Here is an 18,225-nt window from a genome sequence, read left to right as displayed (position 1 = left end):
AGCGAGCAAAAGGACTGCCGAACTCTAGCGACTCGGGCGAGCCTGCGCAACGCAGAGGGCGCGCCAGCAGCCGTGGGATTTTGTTACCATCGGCCCCATATAGAGCGCCCAGCGCCACCGACCTGTAGGAAGCCGCCCTGATGAGCCCATCGTTCGATGTCGTGGAACTCGCCACGACCTATGCCAACAAATCCGCTCAGGACATCCTGAAACTCGCGTTCGCCGAGTTTGGCGATGACCTGTGGATATCTTTCAGCGGCGCCGAGGACGTGGTGCTGGTGGACATGGCCTGGAAGCTGAACAAGAACGTCAAGGTGTTCAGCCTCGACACCGGCCGCTTGCACCCCGAGACCTACCGCTTCATCGATCAGGTGCGCGAGCACTACAAGATCGACATCGAACTGGTGTCGCCGGACTACACGAAACTTGAACCGTTCGTGAAGGAAAAAGGCCTGTTCAGTTTCTACAAGGACGGCCATGGCGAATGCTGCGGCATCCGCAAGATCGAGCCGCTGCGCCGCAAACTGTCCGACGTCCCCGCATGGGCCACCGGCCAGCGCCGCGACCAGAGCCCGGGCACCCGCAGCGCGGTCGCCGTGCTGGAAATCGACACCGCGTTCTCCACCCCGGAGCGCACGCTGTACAAGTTCAACCCGCTGGCGCAGATGACCAGCGAAGAGATCTGGGGTTACATCCGCATGCTGGAGCTGCCTTATAACAGCCTGCACGAACGTGGCTTCATCAGCATCGGCTGCGAGCCGTGCACCCGTCCGGTGTTACCGAACCAGCACGAGCGTGAAGGCCGCTGGTGGTGGGAAGAAGCGACGCAGAAAGAATGCGGGTTGCACGCGGGCAATATCATCAGCAAATCCAAGGCATAACCCTCAGCCTCGCAAAAATCCAAATGTGGGAGCGAGCCTGCTCGCGAAGGCGGTGTATCAGGCGACATCGATGTTGAATGTCAGTCCGTCTTCGCGAGCAGGCTCGCTCCCACAGGGGCACATCGCCAACTTCATAAATGTGTACACACGAATGTCACCATAAGTGCCATTTATGTGTGCACTTTTTGTTTCATCGCCCCAAAAAGTTACACCTCTCCTTCCTGACTTCCTCAGTCGACGTTTCCCAAATCCCCCACGGAAAAATAAATACCTGTTCAATCGGTCAATTTATAGCGTTTTATTTTCAGTTACTTAACGCTCACCAATAACAAAACGAAATTAATGCCGAAATACATAGATCCAGAGATGGCATAGATCTGGCTTAAGTGCAAATATGTTTTGTATACAATCCAATTCAAAACATACACACACTTTCGATCCGCAAGCCTGAAGCGCCCTATCCCGTACAGGCTGCAGATGCCCCGTAACCAGTGATTCTCGCCACCCCGCGACGAAGATTTGTCGAGCCAATGCTCATGCACAGTCATCGCGGCGTTCGAGGATCAGGAGCCTGCCGGAATGCGTACTAGCCTATCCAATAACAACATCGCGCTGGATCTGCCCTCCTCTCAACCTGCCCTCAATGTTCACGATCAGCCCCTTCAAACGCCGGTGGTACTCAGCTCGCGCCTGCACAACAAAGACCTGGCGCCGACCAAAGCCGAAGGCCGGCGTTGGGGGCGCTACAGCATCTTTGCCCTGTGGACCAACGACGTTCACAACATCGCCAACTACTCGTTCGCCATCGGCCTGTATGCCTTGGGCCTGGGCGGTTGGCAGATTTTATTGTCGCTGGGGATCGGCGCGGCGCTGGTGTATTGCTTCATGAACCTCTCCGGCTACATGGGCCAGAAAACCGGGGTGCCGTTCCCGGTGATCAGCCGGATCAGTTTCGGCATCCACGGGGCGCAAATTCCTGCACTGATCCGCGCCGTTATCGCCATCGCCTGGTTCGGAATTCAGACGTACCTGGCCTCGGTGGTCTTTCGCGTACTGCTGACGGCGGTGCATCCCGGTTTCGCCGATTACGACCACAACTCGATCCTCGGCCTGTCGACCTTGGGCTGGATCTGTTTCGTGGTGATCTGGTTCGTGCAGCTGGCGATCCTCGCGTATGGCATGGAGATGGTGCGGCGCTACGAGGCATTTGCCGGGCCGGTGATTCTGCTGACCGTCGCTTCCCTCGCCGGATGGATGTACTTCCAGGCCGACGCAACCATCGCCTGGTCGATCCGCGAACCGCTGACCGGTGGTGAAATGTGGCGCAATATCTTCGCCGGTGGTGCGCTGTGGCTGTCGATCTACGGCACGCTGATCCTCAACTTCTGCGACTTCGCCCGTTCCTCGCCGTGCCGCAAGACCATCAAGGTCGGCAATTTCTGGGGCCTGCCGGTGAATATTCTGGTGTTCGCCAGCATCACCGTCCTGCTTTGCGGTGCGCAATTTCAGATCAATGGCCGGATCATCGAAAGCCCGACCGAAATCATCGCCTCAATCCCCAACACCTTCTTCCTGGTGCTCGGTTGCCTCGCCTTCCTGATCGTCACCGTCGCGGTGAACATCATGGCCAACTTCGTCGCCCCGGCCTTCGTGCTCAGCAACCTGGCGCCGAAATACCTGACCTTCCGCCGCGCCGGATTGATCAGCGCGGCCATCGCCGTGCTGATCCTGCCGTGGAACCTCTACAACAGCCCGTTGGTGATCGTGTATTTCCTGTCCGGCCTCGGCGCCCTGCTCGGCCCGTTGTACGGAGTGATCATGGTCGACTACTGGCTTATACGAAAAGGTCAGATCAACGTGCCGCAGTTGTACAGCGAAGACCCCAACGGTGCTTATTACTACAGCCGTGGCGTCAATCTCCGCGCCGTGGCGGCGTTCATTCCTGCAGCCTTGATCGCCATCGTCCTGGCGCTGATGCCGGGCTTCCATCTTGTATCGCCTTTCTCCTGGCTGATTGGCGCCGGGATTGCAGGGATGTTCTACCTGATCATCGCCAAACGGCAGCCGCATTACGACGATGTCAGCGGCGAATGCATCGCGGTCGATAACGTCAGCCATTAATCCCCTGGCGGCCCGGCAGCGTCGGGCCGCAGAACCACCCCGCTATAAGGACTTCCCATGCGAATTCTCGTGGTCAACGTCAACACCACCGAATCCATCACCCAGGCCATCGCCCGCCAGGCCCAGTCCGTGGCTGCGCCCGGCACTGAAATCGTCGGCCTGACGCCGTATTTTGGTGCCGATTCCATCGAAGGCAATTTCGAAAGTTACCTGGCGGCCATCGCGGTGATGGACCGGGTCATGTCCTACGACCAGCCCTTCGACGCGGTGATCCAGGCCGGTTATGGCGAACACGGTCGCGAAGGTTTGCAGGAATTGCTCAACGTGCCCGTGGTGGACATCACCGATGCCGGCGCCAGCACCGCGATGTTCCTCGGCCACGCTTACTCGGTCGTCACCACCCTGGATCGCACCGTGCCGCTGATCGAGGATCGCCTGAAGTTGTCGGGGTTGTGGGATCGTTGTGCGTCCGTGCGCGCCAGCGGTTTAGCGGTGCTGGAGCTGGAATCCGATCCGCAGCGCGCGCTGGAGGCGATTGTTCGCCAGGCGGAATTGGCGGTGCTGGAGGATAAGGCTGAAGTGATATGCCTGGGCTGCGGCGGCATGGCCGGACTGGATGAGCAGATCCGCCAACGCACCGGTGTGCCGGTAGTGGATGGTGTGACGGCGGCAGTGACCATTGCTGAATCGCTGGTGCGGTTGGGGTTGTCGACGTCGAAGGTGCGGACTTATGCGACACCGCGGCCGAAGACGATTATTGGGTGGCCGGGGCGGTTTGGCAGGTAACACCGCGTTTTCGTTCTTCGCGGGCAAGCCTCGCGCCTACAGGGATTTGCGCAGGACCTGTAGGAGCGAGGCTCGCCCGCGAAGGCCTCACCTCGGTCCCAAGTCGAACTCAAATCGCACTAAACCGCTCCCCCAACCCCCGCTCCGCAAACTGCTCAATAATGAAATCCACAAACGCCCGGGTCTTGCCCGGCAACAATTTGTGCTCCGCGTAATAGATCGAAATGTTGCCATCGTCGACGTACCAGTCCGGCAAAACCCGCTGCAACGTCCCCACCTCCAGATACCCCACGGCAAACGGCATGCTCACCAGCGCGATCCCCAAACCCTGAGCCGCCGTGGCACACGCTGCCTCCGAGTCGCTCATGGTCATCCGCGCCTTGAGCACCAACGGGCTGTGTTGCTGAGCGCGACTGGTCAGTTGCCAGGAGCGCACGCGACCGGTCTGCGGTGAGCGGATCAGAATCCCGTCGCACGATTTGAGGTCGTCAGGTTCGACGATCGCCTCACGCCCTGCCAGATAGTCGGCCGATGCCACCAGTACCCGATGCGCCGGCGTCAACTTGCGCGCCACCACGCCCTGAGGCAGTTCGAATCCGCCGCCAATCGCCGCATCAAAACCCTGAGCGATCAGATCGACCTGGCGATTATCGAAATGCCAGTCCGGGTTGATCGCCGGAAAGCGTTTTAGAAATTCCCCCAGTAACGGCACGATATATAACCGCCCGAACACCGTGCCCATGCTGACTTTCAGCGTGCCTGCCGGGCGCCCTTCGGCACTCGCGAGGTTGGCCACGGCGTTTTGAATGGTGTGCAGGCTGGCGCTGACTTCACTCAAAAATAACTGGCCAGCCTCGGTGAGTGTCAGGCTGCGGGTGCTGCGTTGAAACAGCCGCACACCCAGTCTCGCTTCCAGTTTGGCAACGCTCTTGCCCACGGCCGCCGGGGTCAGGCTCAGGCGCCGCGCGGCTTCGGCGAAGCTGCCAACTTCGGCGCTACGCACGAAGCATTCGATACTGCTGAAGGTTTCCATGATCGCCACTATAAACTTTTGGTTTACACAGACTATCGCAATTACCCTCTACACAGCAGGTAATCCGGAATCGATACTAGGCTCCATCAACCGAGACATCTCGCCTCGGGACTTTGGAGATCGATATGACTACTCAGAACCTCAGCGGCAAAGTGGCTTTGATTCAAGGCGGGTCCCGCGGTATCGGCGCAGCCATTGTCAAACGTCTGGCTGCTGAAGGCGCCGCGGTTGCCTTCACCTACGTCAGCTCCACCGCCAAGGCTGAAGAATTGCAGAACAGTATCACCGGCAACGGCGGCAAAGCCCTCGCCATCAAAGCTGACAGCGCCGATGCCGACGCCATTCGCAACGCGGTGACTGCCACCGTAGAAGCCTTCGGTCGCCTGGACATCCTGGTCAACAACGCCGGCGTACTGGCCGTCGCGCCACTGGAAGATTTCAAACTCGAAGACTTCGACCAGACCCTGGCTATCAACGTGCGCAGCGTGTTCATTGCCACCCAGGCCGCGGCCAAACACATGACCGAAGGCGGTCGCATCATCAACATCGGCAGCACCAACGCCGACCGCATGCCCTTCGCCGGTGGTGGCCCGTACGCCATGAGCAAAGCGGCGCTGGTCGGCCTGACCAAAGGCCTGTCCCGCGACCTCGGTCCGCGCGGCATCACCATCAACAACGTGCAACCGGGCCCGGTCGACACCGACATGAACCCGGCCAGCGGTGACTTCGCCGAGAGCCTGATCCCGTTGATGGCGGTAGGTCGTTATGGCAAAGCAGAAGAAATCGCCAGCTTCGTCGCTTACCTGGTCGGCCCGGAAGCGGGTTACATCACCGGTGCCAGCCTGACGATCGATGGTGGTTTCGGCGCCTGATACAGGTCTGCCAACGCCAATCAAATGTGGGAGCGAGCCTGCTCGCGAAAGCGGACTAACAGTCAACATTGTTGTTGAATGTTAAGCCCGCTCCCACATTTACCGCATCACGCCCATTCAAGTGCCGGCAAACCACATTCACTCGGCGTGAACGCCTTCAACGTACGAAGAATCCCATCTGCATGTGCGTACTTTTCGTCCGCCATCGCTGCATCCGGGATCGCTATCGCGGTCATCCCCGCCGCTTTCGCCGCAGTGACGCCAAACGGCGAATCCTCGAATACCAGGCAATCTTCAGGCGCGACACCCAGGCGCCGTGCAGCCGTCAGGAAGATATCCGGTGCCGGTTTGGCTGCACCCACTTCCGGATCATCCGCTGTAACAACAAAATCAAACAGCGCAAACCAGTCACGGTGCAACGTGGTTTTCTGGCCGAATGATTGGCGGGAGGAGCTGGTGCCCACCGCAATCGGAATGTTGTTGGCCTTCAAGTGCCGAACCAGCTCCTCGGCACCCGGCATCGCCAGTGCCTTGGGGAAACGCTCGCGCATCAGCGGCTCGCGGATCACCAGGAATTCTTCGGCAGTGATCGGCAAATCCAGCGCCTCGACCACATAACGCGCCAGGTCACCCGCGCCACGGCCGATGATGTTCTGTTTGATGCTCCAGTCGAAGGTTCGGCCATAACGTTCGACAATCATCGACGTGACCTCGGTGTAAATGCCCTCGGTGTCCAGCAGCAAGCCATCCATGTCGAAAATCACGGCCTTGATCGGGCCGAACGCTTTCAGTGGTGCATTCATCGCATCTGATCCGTTCTTAAAGACATCCCAGGCGGCTCAGGTACGGCCAGTACTCGGATCGATTAAAGGGTTCAGCAGCATAACGAGCGCGGCTGGCTGAGGGCAACGTGCAATGACCGACGGGTGAAAAAACCTGTATTCCTGTGCTGTGGCTGATTTAGCGACTATCCCTACAGCAAACACCTCCTTTCCTGACTTCTTTCCTCGACGATCCCCCGCAAAGTCTCGCGTCCTTTATTGAAGCGCGCGAGTGACTGCGAATGTTCGACCCCAATGGACTCCTGGCCCTGAACAACACCATCGGCCTGATGGTGGTCGCCGCCATGAACCCGGAGCAACCCGATGTCGAAGCGGTACTCGGTGAGTTTCGCCTCTGCCTGAACGACTACGAGCGTTGGGCAGAAAACTTCTGGAGCGGTTGGGCACTGGATGTCGAGCAGGTGTTCAAGGTCGGCAACGATGTTCGTCTTCGCGCTCCGCTGAACCCCCCCACGCCCGTCAGCTCCGTGGTAACCCAATGCCCCGCCGAAGGCCCGTTGACCCTGGTGCATATGTTCGAGGCGGCGCGTTTCGTGCCGATCGGCAACACACCGGTGATGCTCGAACCGGTGATCGCGGATCACAACGGTAAGCTGACATTCGGTGAACCCGTCCACAAGACCATCGGCCCCAGCGGCATTCTCGAAGTTTCCGATTGCAGTCGGGGCCAGCGTTATCGCATCACCTTCTTTCCCGATGTTTCAGTCGAGCACGTCAAGGTGCTCTACGCCTCTTATCAAGGCCTGATCGACGAACTCGAAGGTTGGCTGCGCGCGGAATGGACCAACGAGTTCGAGCCGCTGTGGACAGAATTCGCCAGCGCCGGCTTTCGTGAGCGCTACGGCCTGCTGCAAGAAGCGGACTGGCTGGGTGTCAGAAATTCGTTGCAGGGTGTTTGGGATGACGTGAAACAGGTCTACGCCCTGCTCGCCGACCTGCAAGCCAATAGCGAAAAGTTGCTGGATTACCTGACCCAGGCCGAGCTGGAAGCGCTGCTCGCGGCCTCCGCTGATGCCATCGCCAATGGCTTGTTGCTGCTGAGTGATGAGCCGCTGCTATTTATTCACCTCGCCGCGTTTACCAGTTGGCTGAGGATGCTGCCGCCGCAATTCGTCGCCGAGGTGGTGGCGGAAATTCGTACAGAACTGCTGATCGCTTTCCTACTGATGGCGGTGACCCGCGGACAAGGCGTGAAGATCGCTTTAAGTGCCAAGGTGCTGGGTAAAGTCAAATCACCACGGGCACGGCAATGGCTGGCGGCCGCCACGTTACGCCTGAGCGAGTTGACCGCCGAATCCAGGCTGACTACCCACGCAGATGCGTTCAAACCGCTGGCGGTCAATGCGCGTCATGCGCCGGTGAGGCCAACGCCGACAGTGCCGCTGGAGATTCGTAACGGCGAGTCACCGGTTCTGGTGGTGAAAAACCCGGTGCCCATCGCTCGGGACAAAACTGACGCACAAACGCTATTGGTCTCACACGAACCTCAGCATGACGCGTCGGACCAGGCGACGAATCCTAACGGCGACAGCGCTGATTGCGGGCCGTTGACCTGCACCAATGGCTGCCCGGTGTCGATGGTCACCGGCGAAGAGCTGCTGACCCTGACCGACGGTTCACTGGACGGAATCCTGCCGTTCGAGTTCACCCGGCTGTATCGCACCAGCGCCGTAGAACTCGACTGTGGCCTGGGCTGGGGCTGGACTCATTCCCTCGCCCACCGTCTGGAGCGGGATGGTCAGCGAGTCATCTGGATCGACCATGAAAACCGCCGTACGACGTTTCCGCTGCCGAGTGTCGAGCGCCCGGCGATACATAACAGCCTGTCGCGGGCGGCGATTTACTTAGGGGATGAGCCGCAAGAACTGATTGTCGCGCTGGCGGGCGAGACGCCGAGGTTCTACCACTTCCGAAACGGGAAGTTGACGGCGATCAGCGATGCCTATGGCAACCGGCTACATATCACCCGCGATCGCGAGGATCGCATTCAGCGCCTCGACAACGGGGCCGGGCGTTCGCTGCTGTTGTGTTACGAGCGCCGACACCTCATCGCTATCGAGTATCAGACGTTTCATCCTGCCGACTCCCTGAGTGACGCCTGGCGTACAGAACAGACGCTGGTTTCCTACCGCTACGACGCCCGTCATCACCTGATCGAAGCGACCAATGCCGCGGGCGAAAGCGAACGGTACGACTACGACGATCAGCACGTGATCCTGCAGCGGCAACTGGCGGGTGGGGCAAGTTTCTTCTGGGAGTGGGAAAAGTCCGGCAAGGCTGCGCGATGCATCCGCCACCGGGCGAGTTTTTCGCAGATGGACACCGCTTACACCTGGGATGACCAGGGCGGGGTTGTGGTTAAGAACGTCGATGGCAGCGAAGAAGCTTACGTCCATGACGATAGGGCGCGCTTGGTACGCCGGGTTGAACCGAATGGCGGTGAGCATCGCAAGGCCTATGACAACAAGGGCCGATTGATTGCCGAGCAGGACCCGCTCGGGGCGGTGACGGAATACCGCTATGACGAAGTCGGACGTCTCGTGGCGCAAATTCCGCCAGAAGGCGAGCCGACTTCCTACGAATATCGCAACGGTTTCCTGCATGCCCGGCGTCGCGGCAAAGCGGTGTGGATGTATCGGCGTGACGCTCGGGGGGATGTCACCGAAGCTGTCGACCCGGATGGACAGGTCACCCATTACCACTAAGGCGCGCAGGGGCAGTTGCTGTCGATCCGTTATCCCGACACCAGTCGGCACATGTTCGTCAGGAACGGTCTGGGGCAATTGGTCGAAGAGACGTTGCCGGACGGCGGGCAACGGCGGTTTTCCTACGATGCACTGGGGCGACGGATTACCCGCCAGGACGAACACGGTGCCGTCACCCATTACCAATGGGATGCCGTCGGCCGACTGGTCCAGACGACTTTACCTACAGGCGCCACCCGCGCTTTCAGCTACAACGCCTACGGCAAGATCACCGCCGAGCAGGACGAACTGGGCCGCGTCACTCGCTACGAATATGCCGACGACCTGCATCTGGTCAGCCGCCGCATCAACCCTGACGGCACTCAGCTGAAGTATCGCTACGACAACGCGCAGTTATTGCTGACGCAAATCGAAAACGAATCCGGCGAAAAATATCAGCTGGACTACACGCCCAATGGATTGATCCGACAAGAAACCGGATTCGACGGGCAGCGCACGGCGTATGCCTACGACCTCAATGGGCAACTGCTGGAGAAAACCGAGTTCGGCGATGACGGTTCGACGCTCATCACCGGTTACCAGCGGGACTCGGCCGGGCGCTTGCTGGTCAAGACGCTGCCCGACGGCATCAAGGTCGAATATCGCTATGACAGCCTCGGGCGCCTGGTCAGCGTTGATGATGGTCACGACCATCCATTGGAATTTGCCTACGACCTGCAAGACCGTCTCATCACCGAACACCAAGGCTGGGGCACCTTGCGTTATAGCTACAACGCCTGCGGCCAGCTCAATCACATTCGCCTGCCGGACAACAGCAAACTCGATTACCACCACGCCAAGGGCGGCACGCTGACGGCCATCGACCTTAATGGCGCGCGGCTGACGTCCCACACCTTCGCCACGGGGCGCGAACAGCACCGCCAGCAAGGCTTGTTGCTCAGCGATTACCAGTACGACGACCAAGGTCGCCTGAAAGCCCACTCCGTCAGCCAACAGCGACGACCTCTGTACCGCCGCGATTATGCCTACAGCGCCAACGGCAATCTCGACAGCATCGCCGACACCCGACACGGTCAACGCAGCTATGTTTACGACGCTCTGAATCGCCTGATCCGCGCCCGCCATTCCCGCGACAACCCACCGGAAAGCTTCGCCCACGACCCGGCGGGCAACCTGCTAATGCAAGACCGTCCCGGTCTGGCCAGCGTAAAAGGCAATCGTCTGCTGATGCAGGGCGACCGTCATTACGACTACGACGCCTTCGGCAATCTCATCCGCGAACGGCGCGGCACTGCGCAGAAACTCGTCACCGAGTATCGCTACGACTGCCAGCACCGGCTAATTGGCGTCACGCTACCGAATGGAAGTTGTGCGAATTATCGCTACGACGCCTTCGGCCGCCGCATCGCCAAAACCGTCGATAACAAGACCACCGAGTTCTTCTGGCAAGGCGATAAGGTTGTCGCCGAAAGCAGCTCCGAGCATTACCGCAGCTACATTTACGAACCCGGCACCTTCCGCCCGCTGGCGATGCTCGACGGCAAAGGCCCGCTACAGGCCTGCCCGTTCTACTACCAACTAGACCACCTCGGCACACCGCAGGAACTGACCGACTACAGCGGCGAAATTGTCTGGGCCGCGCAATACACCGCCTACGGCCGACTGACCCGGCTGAACCGCGATACACATCAAGTATTGGACCAGCCGTTGCGGTTTCAAGGGCAGTACTTCGATGCGGATACGGGACTGCACTACAACCGGCACCGGTATTACAACCCGGATGTTGGACGGTACCTGACGCCGGATCCTGTAAAGTTGGCGGGAGGGTTGAACCAGTACCAATACACGCCGAATCCGACGGGGTGGGTTGATCCGTTGGGGTTGAATACTTGTCCTGGAGGGGATGGGTGTAAGCGGCCGGAGATTGGGGAAGAGGATCCGGCTGGGACGGCGATAGTAGAAAATGGTGAACCCGTCCTACCCAAATTGAATGGTGAAGACAAGTACCTATACCGAGGAGACGATCGAGACCCTGATGATGTCTTTGATACTGGCTTCAAGAGCAAAGGAAAAAGTGATGATTTGCTCCTTCACTCTATAGACAGCGACCATCCCCCTAGCAATTTTATTAGTACTTCGACATCTAGAGATGTAGGAAAAACTTTTGCCACAGGTTTTCACACTAAAACGGGATATCTCTACAACCTTCAAAATATTCCCGGATATAATTTAAAGGAGGAGCTTGGCGCAATGTATCAATTTGGAATTGAAAAAGAGATAGCCATTCGAGGCCGCATAAAAAATGAGGACGTGCTCGGTGCAACACTAGTAATTGATGACGGCAGAGAACTTGGTTACTCAATACCAAATCCAAATAGGGTTATTAGAAAATGATATCAACCGTAAGTATAATCATAAGCATCAATGGTAAAAAAGAGCCTGCCGAACTAAACTGCAACAACAAAAAGATCTCTATTGCCTTTAAAATGGCTAGCGGATCTTGCAAAACTTATTTCGACACTGACTTTTTTAGATGTTTCGGCCGCGTCAGACAAGACAATCCAGAAATAAAATTCTTATGCAAAGGATCAAAAATAAACGTCCATACCTCCAGTATGTCCTCCCAAATGTCCCTTGGATTAAAAGCTTATGAATTAACTATGGGGCAGGAATCGACTCTTGACGATGTCATCTATATTTTTGACTATGACGAAAGCGACCTAACAAATGACCCCGATGAACAAAGAGCATTTTATATGCGATGGATCGAATCAGAGAAAACCTGATAATGCTGAACACGACCGATTGGACGATCAAAGTAAACCATCTACAAAAACGAGCTATATAGAGCAGTTGCTTGCTAACTTTTTTCTAAGGCAAATAAGGCTACCGCATCACTGGAAGGAAATTTTGTACACGATGCATTTTTAGCATTTTTGTCGCACGAAGAAAATAAAACGGTGCGGGACAGTTACTAGCAAATAAATTCATCGAACACTAATTAATTTTTGAAAAACCATAAAATTACATCCCGTTTCAAAAAACCAATTATGGAAATTGACAAAATCATAGACCTGACTTTTATCAAGGGAAAAATCACTTATGATGATTTTTCCTTTTTGAAAAACTTCAAAAACTCCAGACAGATTGAATCTCTAAAAGAGAACCTATTTCAAGTGGAATATCTGGACACCTATTTGCTTGATGTCGGCTGGTATGCTTCCTTCGATATAAACGGCTCTTTTGAAATCAGAGTCATCAAGGCTTACGACTGGAATACACCACTGTTTTTTTCACAGACTGAATCAATAAAAACTCTCCTAAGTAAAATAATTGCAGCGCAGAAAAAAATCAAACAGGACCAATTACCCTCTACAAAACCAACCACTAAGACCAAAAATCTTGATACATCCAGAAATTAAAAACTCAAAACCACGAAAAGCCCTAGTCCGCTAAGAGATAAAACATGAAGCACTGGAACAAACTTAATGGCAGTACCTTCTTCAATATAGCATTCCGCGTTCCCATAGAGATTGATGATATAAAACTGTTCACAATCCATATCGACAACAATCAACCGCCCATAGGTATCGGATTTGACATAAAAAGAAATATCAGATAAGCCGTCAAGAAAATGGATAAACAAGGTATTTAATGCGTGTCGCATTGAGCTTAGCTGCAGCGAAACAAGCTATCTAATTACAAAAATATACCGACCAATGAATTACTAAAAGTCTCAATAACAAAGTGTGGCATCACATATAATATATGCGCAAAATCAGAGCGCTCCTTAATAGAGTTCTCGACCAAGCCCCCACGTCTTTACGACCCTTCTGCCTATCTCACCAACACACCAATGTAATCAACCCTATCAAACACGAAAATTTATCCCCCCTAACAAGACTAATGGGCTTCCAACTATTTAAATATCAAAACTCGCCTACTCGACTCGCCCCATCCGCCCCGCAACCTCCTAAATAAAGACGACCGTTTTATTTAAGCTGACAAAAGGCCAATACGATGAAAAATGAAGAACTGGAATATTTGATCGATGATTTCTTAGCCCAGGTTGAAAAGGCTACAGCCCTGCTGGAGGAGAAATTCGGAAAAAGGTGCATTTTAAGGCTATGGGGAACGAAGCAAATCGCCCAGCGAGGGATTGTGAAAGATGATGTCACCTATGAATTACATGGCGTGGGTTGTCGCGTTTATTTGCCGGATACGTGTATCGATTTCGATTATGGACCAGATGGAAGAATCGATGGATTTGATCCATGGAGGCTCTACATATATGCAAATGAAGTCCCAAAAAAACATCCAAAATACACAGAGCTAGATGATGTAAAACGGGATCTGGATGAATATATAACCGCAGGAAAGGTTGAGAGGATAAAAAACTCCATGTCGCGACTATATTTTAAGAACAAGACTCTCTGGTAACGAACAATCCATTTTTATGCGGATAAGGCCCGACAAATGTACGGGCCTCAATACTCAAAAAGCCAGTTTAAATAACTGCAAGGATCTCAACTCGGCTCCCCCGACCCATCCTCCCCGGCAATATCCGGATCATCGGGACTCGCCTCCACATCCCCTCGCTTCACATCACCCTCCGGAACCTGCTCCACACCCGCGTCATCCTCATCATCAGGCGGACGCTGATCACGGCTCAGGGAATCAGTAGGTGAAGGCAGCGGATATTCAGGGGTTTCGTCAACGTCAGCGACTTTCGGATCAGCGTTCATAAGCACCTCTCGAAGGACCTGAAGGGCAGACCCTGATATTTCGAGGGTGGAGCTATGCAGGCGTTCGATCCGAGGGACGATCGGTCAGTCTTCGTCCGAGTCTTCCTCTTCATACTCGGTGTTGCCCACATCCCCTGCATCATCAGAGTCGTTGAGCGGGACGGTTGCATCGTCCATTAACGAACCTGGATCTTCATTTCCAGGATCGTTCAAATAAGGCACGCCGCTGGAGTCCTCTTGCTTATCTTTGTCTTCGGTTTCAAGGGTCATGGCGCGCCTCACAGTTTCAGCGAGTTGATGAAGTTCGGGGCGTCCTACAACCAAGCATTGCAGAGCCCCTACTCACAGAAGTGCTGTCGCTAGACAGTCAAACTAGCGATGTTTGTTTCTGTGTTTGTTCTTGTGTTTGTGGCCGCCACCAGAATGGGAGCTGCCGCTGTCGCTACCCAGGTTGTTGCCGACAGCGCCACCCGCGGCACCACCCAGGCCTGCGCCAATGGTCGAACCGGTGGAGCCACCCAGACTATGGCCGACCACCGAGCCGCCCGCCGCCCCGATACCGCCGCCGACGGCCGCTTCTGTGCGGCTGCCTTTGCGCGCGCCGACTGCGCTGCCTGCGGCGCCGCCCACACCCGCGCCGATCGCTGCGCCGGTGCTGCCGCCCATTTGCTGGCCGACCACATTACCCAGCGCACCGCCAAGACCACCGCCAACCGCTGCGGTACCATCGCCGGCCGCCATGGCGCCCTGAGCGACCAAAAGACCAAGAACCAACGTGGACAATGTCAAACGCATGATATGAACCTCAATTCCGTATTGGAGGAGCGCAAGTGTCTCAACCTGCTCCCACAGTACTCTGCTAGTCGAGAGGGTTGTAAAAGATTGGAGGCGCGCTGAAAAAAAACGTTCAGAAACGAAAAAGCCCGGCATTACGCCGGGCTTCTTGAGCTGACCTTCAGGATCAGTGGCGCTTGTGGCCTTTCGACAGGTTGGTACCTACCGCGCCGCCAGCAGCACCGCCCAGGCCGGCGCCGATGGTTGCACCGGTCTTGCCGCCCAGGCTGTGGCCAATCACCGAACCGCCCGCCGCGCCGACACCGCCGCCGATAGCCGCTTTGGTACGACTGCCCTTCGGAGCGGCAATCGCACTGCCTGCCGCGCCCGCTACGCCAGCACCGATCGCTGCGCCGGTGCTGCCGCCCATGTTCTGGCCGACGACATTACCCAGCGCGCCACCCAGACCGCCACCGAGCGCAGCAGTGCCTTGACCGGCAGCCATCGCACCTTGAGTAACCAAAAGGCCCAGAACCAGAGCAGGCAGTGTTAAACGCATGACGAAAACCTCAAAAAAGGGGGAAACGAAAAGGCGGAGATTGAATGCTTTAGTGACGGCAAAGTCCAGACACAAACCGGCTCAACCTCGCTATAGGCGACGGTTGGACAGCGTTTATGGAAAAGGTTTTATGACAGGCAAAAAAAAGCCCGCTGGGGAGACGGGCTGGAGTACTGCTTTCTAACGGATGAGCTGAGACTACGTAGGTCCTTGTGAAAAGTTTGTGAAAGAAAACCACCAACTGCCCGTAGGAAATTCTTAAGTCCCTCACACGCCACAAATGAAAAACCCCGCTCAATGGCGGGGTCGTTTTTGCTGACGATTATTTCCTGGAAGGTGCTGCAACCTTGGGCAGAAATTTTGACTTCGGCCCTCGAGGCGCCATCGATTTGATCTTGCCAGTCTTGACCTGATCTTCGCCAAAGCCAGCCACATACTCAGTCTGGCCGCACTGCACGCAATTGTTGATTGGAAACTCAGCCCCGTCGTCTTCGATATACGGATCAGCCATCTCTTCGCCCCTTTCAAAAATGGGCCGATACCGGCAAGCCTGTTTTGCCTGAAAAATATCGACCACCAAGGCTTTTGAGACTAGCCGGTCATTACTGGACTTGTGATTCAGATCACCCTGTGCCCGACGAATGGCCGATGCCCGCGTCCTACAAATCGTTCACGTAACAAACAGAAACATGTCGTACGTCCGTTCCGCCCTCAAGATTTCCAGCGACAAGCCGTTGCCCTTATTCCTACGCAAAAAACTCAGGGAGAGAACATGGAAATCAAGGGAATGCCGTCACTGATCAACACCACGCCTATCACGCTCACCCCCGAGCAGATCGCGGCGGGTAAAGCAGGTGGCGAAAAAATAAAGGACATGATCGACTCCGGCGCGATCGACATGAAAAACCCGACGGGCACGCAGCTGACCCCGGGCGTCATCTATCACCCGAGCAATCCGTCGCCCTCCCAGCCGTCCGACCCGGGAACGCCCATGGTCGCCATCGACGTCTACGTTGGCCGCACCGAGCCCACCAAAGACTTTCCCGCCGCTCATGACCGCTTGATGGCAGCCCATGAATACCTCAAGACTTCGTACATGCAGTTTCTGGACGATTTGAAAAACATCGACCCGACACTTGAGGAAAAAGACTTCGGCTTTACCGTCGATCCGCAAGGGCAACTCAAGGCCACTTCCCCTACCGGCTCGGTCAGCGCCGAAGACCTCGCTCGTCTTACCGAGTACATGAATCAATCCGACGCCTTGAAAGACGCCGCCAACGAATATGCGAGCAGCTCGTTCGAGTATGTGAAGGAAGATCGGGAATACCTGGGCACCGGCGGTTTTATTCTGAACAAGGACAACTTCGAAAAAACCATCGACCTTGGCCAATTGTTTACGTATCAAAAGTCGGGCAACACCAAAATGAGCAACTATTTTTTCATGCAGGTCTTCACCAAGGGCGAACGCGCTACGCTCACCGCCTGATCAACCTGACGACGCCCGTGCGCTGACCGCCACGGGCCGCCTCATCTCAATTTGACCGCCGTCCCGGTCACAAACACCACCACCATCCCGCCCTTGCCGGCCGGCATGCTGATCTCGAAATCAAGCCCCACCACCGCATCCGCCTGCAACGCCCTCGCCCGCTCCTTGATCTCGTCCGTCGCCTGAATGCGCGCCTCCTTCAGCGCTCGCTCGAGCGTCTGCGAACGCCCACCAAAAAAATCCCGCATCCCTGCAAACATGTCGCGAATCACGTTAACGCCCTGCACCGACTCGGCGCTGACGATGTCCAGGTAGGCTGTGATTTGCCGGCCTTCGATGGTGTGGGTTGTGGTGGTGATCATGGGGGTTCCGTGTTTGTCCTGGCGCACGTTAGCGTCAGGTAACTGGTAAATAAAAAAACAGTACGTGGCTGGGCTTGGGGATTGAAGAGACGCCCCAGCCTTCGATACTAAACCTTCATACACTCCTCGACGGGCTGGTGGTTTCCAGACTATTGAGGAAGCGCGAAGCGCCGTAGAGGCTGGTACCGGAAGGACCAAGGTTGAGGATTAGAGAAACTTGATCAAAACCGCCGTAACCGTCGCCACCGACCCTATGAGTCCAGTCGCAACCGCCACCGGATACCAAAAAGTCTCACGGGTCATCTTCCCCGCCTCAGCATTCAGGTTGCGCTGCTCCGCCATCAGCTTGACGATTTCCACATGGATCTTTTCCTGCTCTGCCTGATCCATGGTGAGTTCCTGCATAGCGCGCGTGTTTCCATTCGTCCGGGTAGAGGGGCAATCCGTGTGCGATGCCGTTTCATTCATTCTGTACCCCAACGGCGCAAAACGAACAGCCCCACCCACAGACAGCTAATTTAAGGTGCCAACCTCATCAAGGCCCCGCAGCACTGGGCTTTCGAATACCACGTCCTACGCCACCTACGTTTTTCCTACACCAGTTTCAGAAGCGTCTTTAAGCGCCCTACCCAAAACCCAGACGCCAGAAACCACAAAACCCCTGATTTCTCTCGAAATCAGGGGTTCTGGTTACATCGAATTTGGCGGTGAAGGAGAGATTCGAACTCTCGATACAATTTCTTGTATACACACTTTCCAGGCGTGCTCCTTAAGCCACTCGGACACTTCACCGTATCTCTTCAAACATGTTCTGTCTGTCGAGGCGCGCTAATGTAGTCGAAAGCTTTTCCGATGGCAAATATTTTTTTCAGAATTTTCATGCGCTTAGCGATTCAGGCGCTGCGGCGGGTTCGGGGCCATGGCAAACCGGCCAATCTCCGGCTTCGTCCCCTCTTCTATATAGAGGGGAATGCACGGCTGGTGCGGCCGGCTACGCTTGCCGGACGGGTAAAGCATGACCGGCGGGTCAGTCACGGCGCTTTACCTGGCCTGCGGCGG

General features: G+C 56.0%; 17 protein-coding genes, 1 tRNA gene and 1 pseudogene. 9 read left to right on the top strand and 10 right to left on the bottom strand.

The window, feature by feature from the left end; translation table 11 throughout:
* Positions 1-140: 140 nt before the first annotated feature.
* The 3 genes from LOY68_RS09535 (at position 141) to LOY68_RS09525 (ending at position 3,788) form a co-directional block, all read left to right on the top strand.
* Entirely contained in the window at positions 141-881 is a 741-nt protein-coding gene (locus LOY68_RS09535) for a phosphoadenylyl-sulfate reductase (RefSeq protein ID WP_265044273.1), read from the top strand.
* Between the two features lie 579 nt (positions 882-1,460).
* The gene (locus LOY68_RS09530) at positions 1,461-3,002 is read left to right on the top strand and encodes an NCS1 family nucleobase:cation symporter-1 (RefSeq protein ID WP_265044272.1); all 1,542 of its coding nucleotides are present in this window, start codon (positions 1,461-1,463) and stop codon (positions 3,000-3,002) included.
* Positions 3,003-3,059: 57 nt separating this feature from the next.
* On the top strand, positions 3,060-3,788 hold the full coding sequence (locus LOY68_RS09525; RefSeq protein ID WP_054053967.1) for an aspartate/glutamate racemase family protein: 729 nt from the start codon (positions 3,060-3,062) through the stop codon (positions 3,786-3,788).
* A gap of 109 nt (positions 3,789-3,897) precedes the next feature.
* On the opposite strand, the gene LOY68_RS09520 is transcribed toward LOY68_RS09525, so the two are convergent.
* Positions 3,898-4,821, bottom strand: coding sequence for a LysR family transcriptional regulator (locus LOY68_RS09520; RefSeq protein WP_265044271.1), 924 nt, complete (start codon positions 4,819-4,821; stop codon positions 3,898-3,900).
* Between the two features lie 125 nt (positions 4,822-4,946).
* Here LOY68_RS09520 and LOY68_RS09515 point away from each other — a divergent pair, with 125 nt between their 5' ends.
* Complete coding sequence (locus LOY68_RS09515; protein ID WP_054053963.1) at positions 4,947-5,693, top strand: 3-oxoacyl-ACP reductase family protein; 747 nt, start codon at positions 4,947-4,949, stop codon at positions 5,691-5,693.
* A 107-nt stretch (positions 5,694-5,800) separates the two neighbouring features.
* Here LOY68_RS09515 and LOY68_RS09510 read toward each other — a convergent pair whose 3' ends face one another.
* Positions 5,801-6,496, bottom strand: a complete 696-nt coding sequence (locus tag LOY68_RS09510; RefSeq protein WP_054053961.1) for an HAD-IA family hydrolase — start codon at positions 6,494-6,496, stop codon at positions 5,801-5,803.
* Positions 6,497-6,756: 260 nt separating this feature from the next.
* Here LOY68_RS09510 and LOY68_RS09505 point away from each other — a divergent pair.
* The 4 genes and pseudogenes from LOY68_RS09505 (at position 6,757) to LOY68_RS09490 (ending at position 13,680) form a co-directional block, all read left to right on the top strand.
* Positions 6,757-11,634: pseudogene (locus LOY68_RS09505) on the top strand (RHS repeat-associated core domain-containing protein).
* Positions 11,631-12,026: a hypothetical protein gene (locus LOY68_RS09500; protein ID WP_265044270.1), complete on the top strand. Its 396-nt coding sequence runs from the start codon at positions 11,631-11,633 to the stop codon at positions 12,024-12,026. Before LOY68_RS09505 ends, LOY68_RS09500 begins: the two are co-directional and overlap by 4 nt.
* A gap of 264 nt (positions 12,027-12,290) precedes the next feature.
* Positions 12,291-12,662, top strand: a complete 372-nt coding sequence (locus LOY68_RS09495; RefSeq protein WP_265044269.1) for a hypothetical protein — start codon at positions 12,291-12,293, stop codon at positions 12,660-12,662.
* A gap of 598 nt (positions 12,663-13,260) precedes the next feature.
* Positions 13,261-13,680, top strand: a complete 420-nt coding sequence (locus tag LOY68_RS09490) for a DUF6896 domain-containing protein (RefSeq protein ID WP_265044268.1) — start codon at positions 13,261-13,263, stop codon at positions 13,678-13,680.
* An 86-nt stretch (positions 13,681-13,766) separates the two neighbouring features.
* On the opposite strand, the gene LOY68_RS09485 is transcribed toward LOY68_RS09490, so the two are convergent.
* The 5 genes from LOY68_RS09485 to LOY68_RS09465 all read right to left on the bottom strand — a co-directional run bounded on the left by LOY68_RS09485 (position 13,767) and on the right by LOY68_RS09465 (position 15,829).
* Positions 13,767-13,985 carry a hypothetical protein gene (locus tag LOY68_RS09485; protein ID WP_163909177.1) on the bottom strand — a complete coding sequence of 73 codons (219 nt, stop codon included), beginning with the start codon at positions 13,983-13,985 and terminating at the stop codon, positions 13,767-13,769.
* Between the two features lie 84 nt (positions 13,986-14,069).
* Positions 14,070-14,255, bottom strand: a complete 186-nt coding sequence (locus LOY68_RS09480) for a hypothetical protein (protein ID WP_054053957.1) — start codon at positions 14,253-14,255, stop codon at positions 14,070-14,072.
* A gap of 102 nt (positions 14,256-14,357) precedes the next feature.
* Positions 14,358-14,780, bottom strand: coding sequence for a hypothetical protein (locus tag LOY68_RS09475; protein ID WP_054053956.1), 423 nt, complete (start codon positions 14,778-14,780; stop codon positions 14,358-14,360).
* A gap of 166 nt (positions 14,781-14,946) precedes the next feature.
* On the bottom strand, positions 14,947-15,318 hold the full coding sequence (locus LOY68_RS09470; protein ID WP_054053953.1) for a hypothetical protein: 372 nt from the start codon (positions 15,316-15,318) through the stop codon (positions 14,947-14,949).
* Between the two features lie 322 nt (positions 15,319-15,640).
* The gene (locus LOY68_RS09465) at positions 15,641-15,829 is read right to left on the bottom strand and encodes a hypothetical protein (RefSeq protein ID WP_054053951.1); all 189 of its coding nucleotides are present in this window, start codon (positions 15,827-15,829) and stop codon (positions 15,641-15,643) included.
* Between the two features lie 261 nt (positions 15,830-16,090).
* Here LOY68_RS09465 and LOY68_RS09460 point away from each other — a divergent pair, with 261 nt between their 5' ends.
* The gene (locus tag LOY68_RS09460; protein ID WP_265044267.1) at positions 16,091-16,804 is read left to right on the top strand and encodes a hypothetical protein; all 714 of its coding nucleotides are present in this window, start codon (positions 16,091-16,093) and stop codon (positions 16,802-16,804) included.
* 41 nt (positions 16,805-16,845) lie between these two features.
* Here LOY68_RS09460 and LOY68_RS09455 read toward each other — a convergent pair whose 3' ends face one another.
* The 3 genes from LOY68_RS09455 to LOY68_RS09445 form a co-directional block, all read right to left on the bottom strand.
* The gene (locus LOY68_RS09455) at positions 16,846-17,166 is read right to left on the bottom strand and encodes a YbjQ family protein (protein ID WP_054054102.1); all 321 of its coding nucleotides are present in this window, start codon (positions 17,164-17,166) and stop codon (positions 16,846-16,848) included.
* A 207-nt stretch (positions 17,167-17,373) separates the two neighbouring features.
* Positions 17,374-17,556 carry a hypothetical protein gene (locus tag LOY68_RS09450; protein WP_265044266.1) on the bottom strand — a complete coding sequence of 61 codons (183 nt, stop codon included), beginning with the start codon at positions 17,554-17,556 and terminating at the stop codon, positions 17,374-17,376.
* A 312-nt stretch (positions 17,557-17,868) separates the two neighbouring features.
* Positions 17,869-17,958: transfer RNA gene (locus tag LOY68_RS09445), tRNA-Ser, on the bottom strand.
* Between the last annotated feature and the right edge of the window lie 267 nt (positions 17,959-18,225).

It is taken from the genome of Pseudomonas sp. B21-053 (assembly GCF_026016365.1).
Classification (GTDB): Bacteria; Pseudomonadota; Gammaproteobacteria; order Pseudomonadales; family Pseudomonadaceae; genus Aquipseudomonas; species Aquipseudomonas nunensis.
This window is presented reverse-complemented; position numbering and strand designations above follow the sequence as displayed.

What these genes read in the sequence shown, in the direction of transcription:
- LOY68_RS09535 (WP_265044273.1), top strand. Translation starts at nt 141, where the DNA reads ATGAGCCCATCGTTCGATGTCGTGGAACTCGCCACGACCTATGCCAAC.
- LOY68_RS09530 (WP_265044272.1), top strand. Translation starts at nt 1,461, where the DNA reads ATGCGTACTAGCCTATCCAATAACAACATCGCGCTGGATCTGCCCTCC.
- LOY68_RS09525 (WP_054053967.1), top strand. Translation starts at nt 3,060, where the DNA reads ATGCGAATTCTCGTGGTCAACGTCAACACCACCGAATCCATCACCCAG.
- LOY68_RS09520 (WP_265044271.1), bottom strand. Translation starts at nt 4,821, where the DNA reads ATGGAAACCTTCAGCAGTATCGAATGCTTCGTGCGTAGCGCCGAAGTT.
- LOY68_RS09515 (WP_054053963.1), top strand. Translation starts at nt 4,947, where the DNA reads ATGACTACTCAGAACCTCAGCGGCAAAGTGGCTTTGATTCAAGGCGGG.
- LOY68_RS09510 (WP_054053961.1), bottom strand. Translation starts at nt 6,496, where the DNA reads ATGAATGCACCACTGAAAGCGTTCGGCCCGATCAAGGCCGTGATTTTC.
- LOY68_RS09500 (WP_265044270.1), top strand. Translation starts at nt 11,631, where the DNA reads ATGATATCAACCGTAAGTATAATCATAAGCATCAATGGTAAAAAAGAG.
- LOY68_RS09495 (WP_265044269.1), top strand. Translation starts at nt 12,291, where the DNA reads ATGGAAATTGACAAAATCATAGACCTGACTTTTATCAAGGGAAAAATC.
- LOY68_RS09490 (WP_265044268.1), top strand. Translation starts at nt 13,261, where the DNA reads ATGAAAAATGAAGAACTGGAATATTTGATCGATGATTTCTTAGCCCAG.
- LOY68_RS09485 (WP_163909177.1), bottom strand. Translation starts at nt 13,985, where the DNA reads ATGAACGCTGATCCGAAAGTCGCTGACGTTGACGAAACCCCTGAATAT.
- LOY68_RS09480 (WP_054053957.1), bottom strand. Translation starts at nt 14,255, where the DNA reads ATGACCCTTGAAACCGAAGACAAAGATAAGCAAGAGGACTCCAGCGGC.
- LOY68_RS09475 (WP_054053956.1), bottom strand. Translation starts at nt 14,780, where the DNA reads ATGCGTTTGACATTGTCCACGTTGGTTCTTGGTCTTTTGGTCGCTCAG.
- LOY68_RS09470 (WP_054053953.1), bottom strand. Translation starts at nt 15,318, where the DNA reads ATGCGTTTAACACTGCCTGCTCTGGTTCTGGGCCTTTTGGTTACTCAA.
- LOY68_RS09465 (WP_054053951.1), bottom strand. Translation starts at nt 15,829, where the DNA reads ATGGCTGATCCGTATATCGAAGACGACGGGGCTGAGTTTCCAATCAAC.
- LOY68_RS09460 (WP_265044267.1), top strand. Translation starts at nt 16,091, where the DNA reads ATGGAAATCAAGGGAATGCCGTCACTGATCAACACCACGCCTATCACG.
- LOY68_RS09455 (WP_054054102.1), bottom strand. Translation starts at nt 17,166, where the DNA reads ATGATCACCACCACAACCCACACCATCGAAGGCCGGCAAATCACAGCC.
- LOY68_RS09450 (WP_265044266.1), bottom strand. Translation starts at nt 17,556, where the DNA reads ATGGATCAGGCAGAGCAGGAAAAGATCCATGTGGAAATCGTCAAGCTG.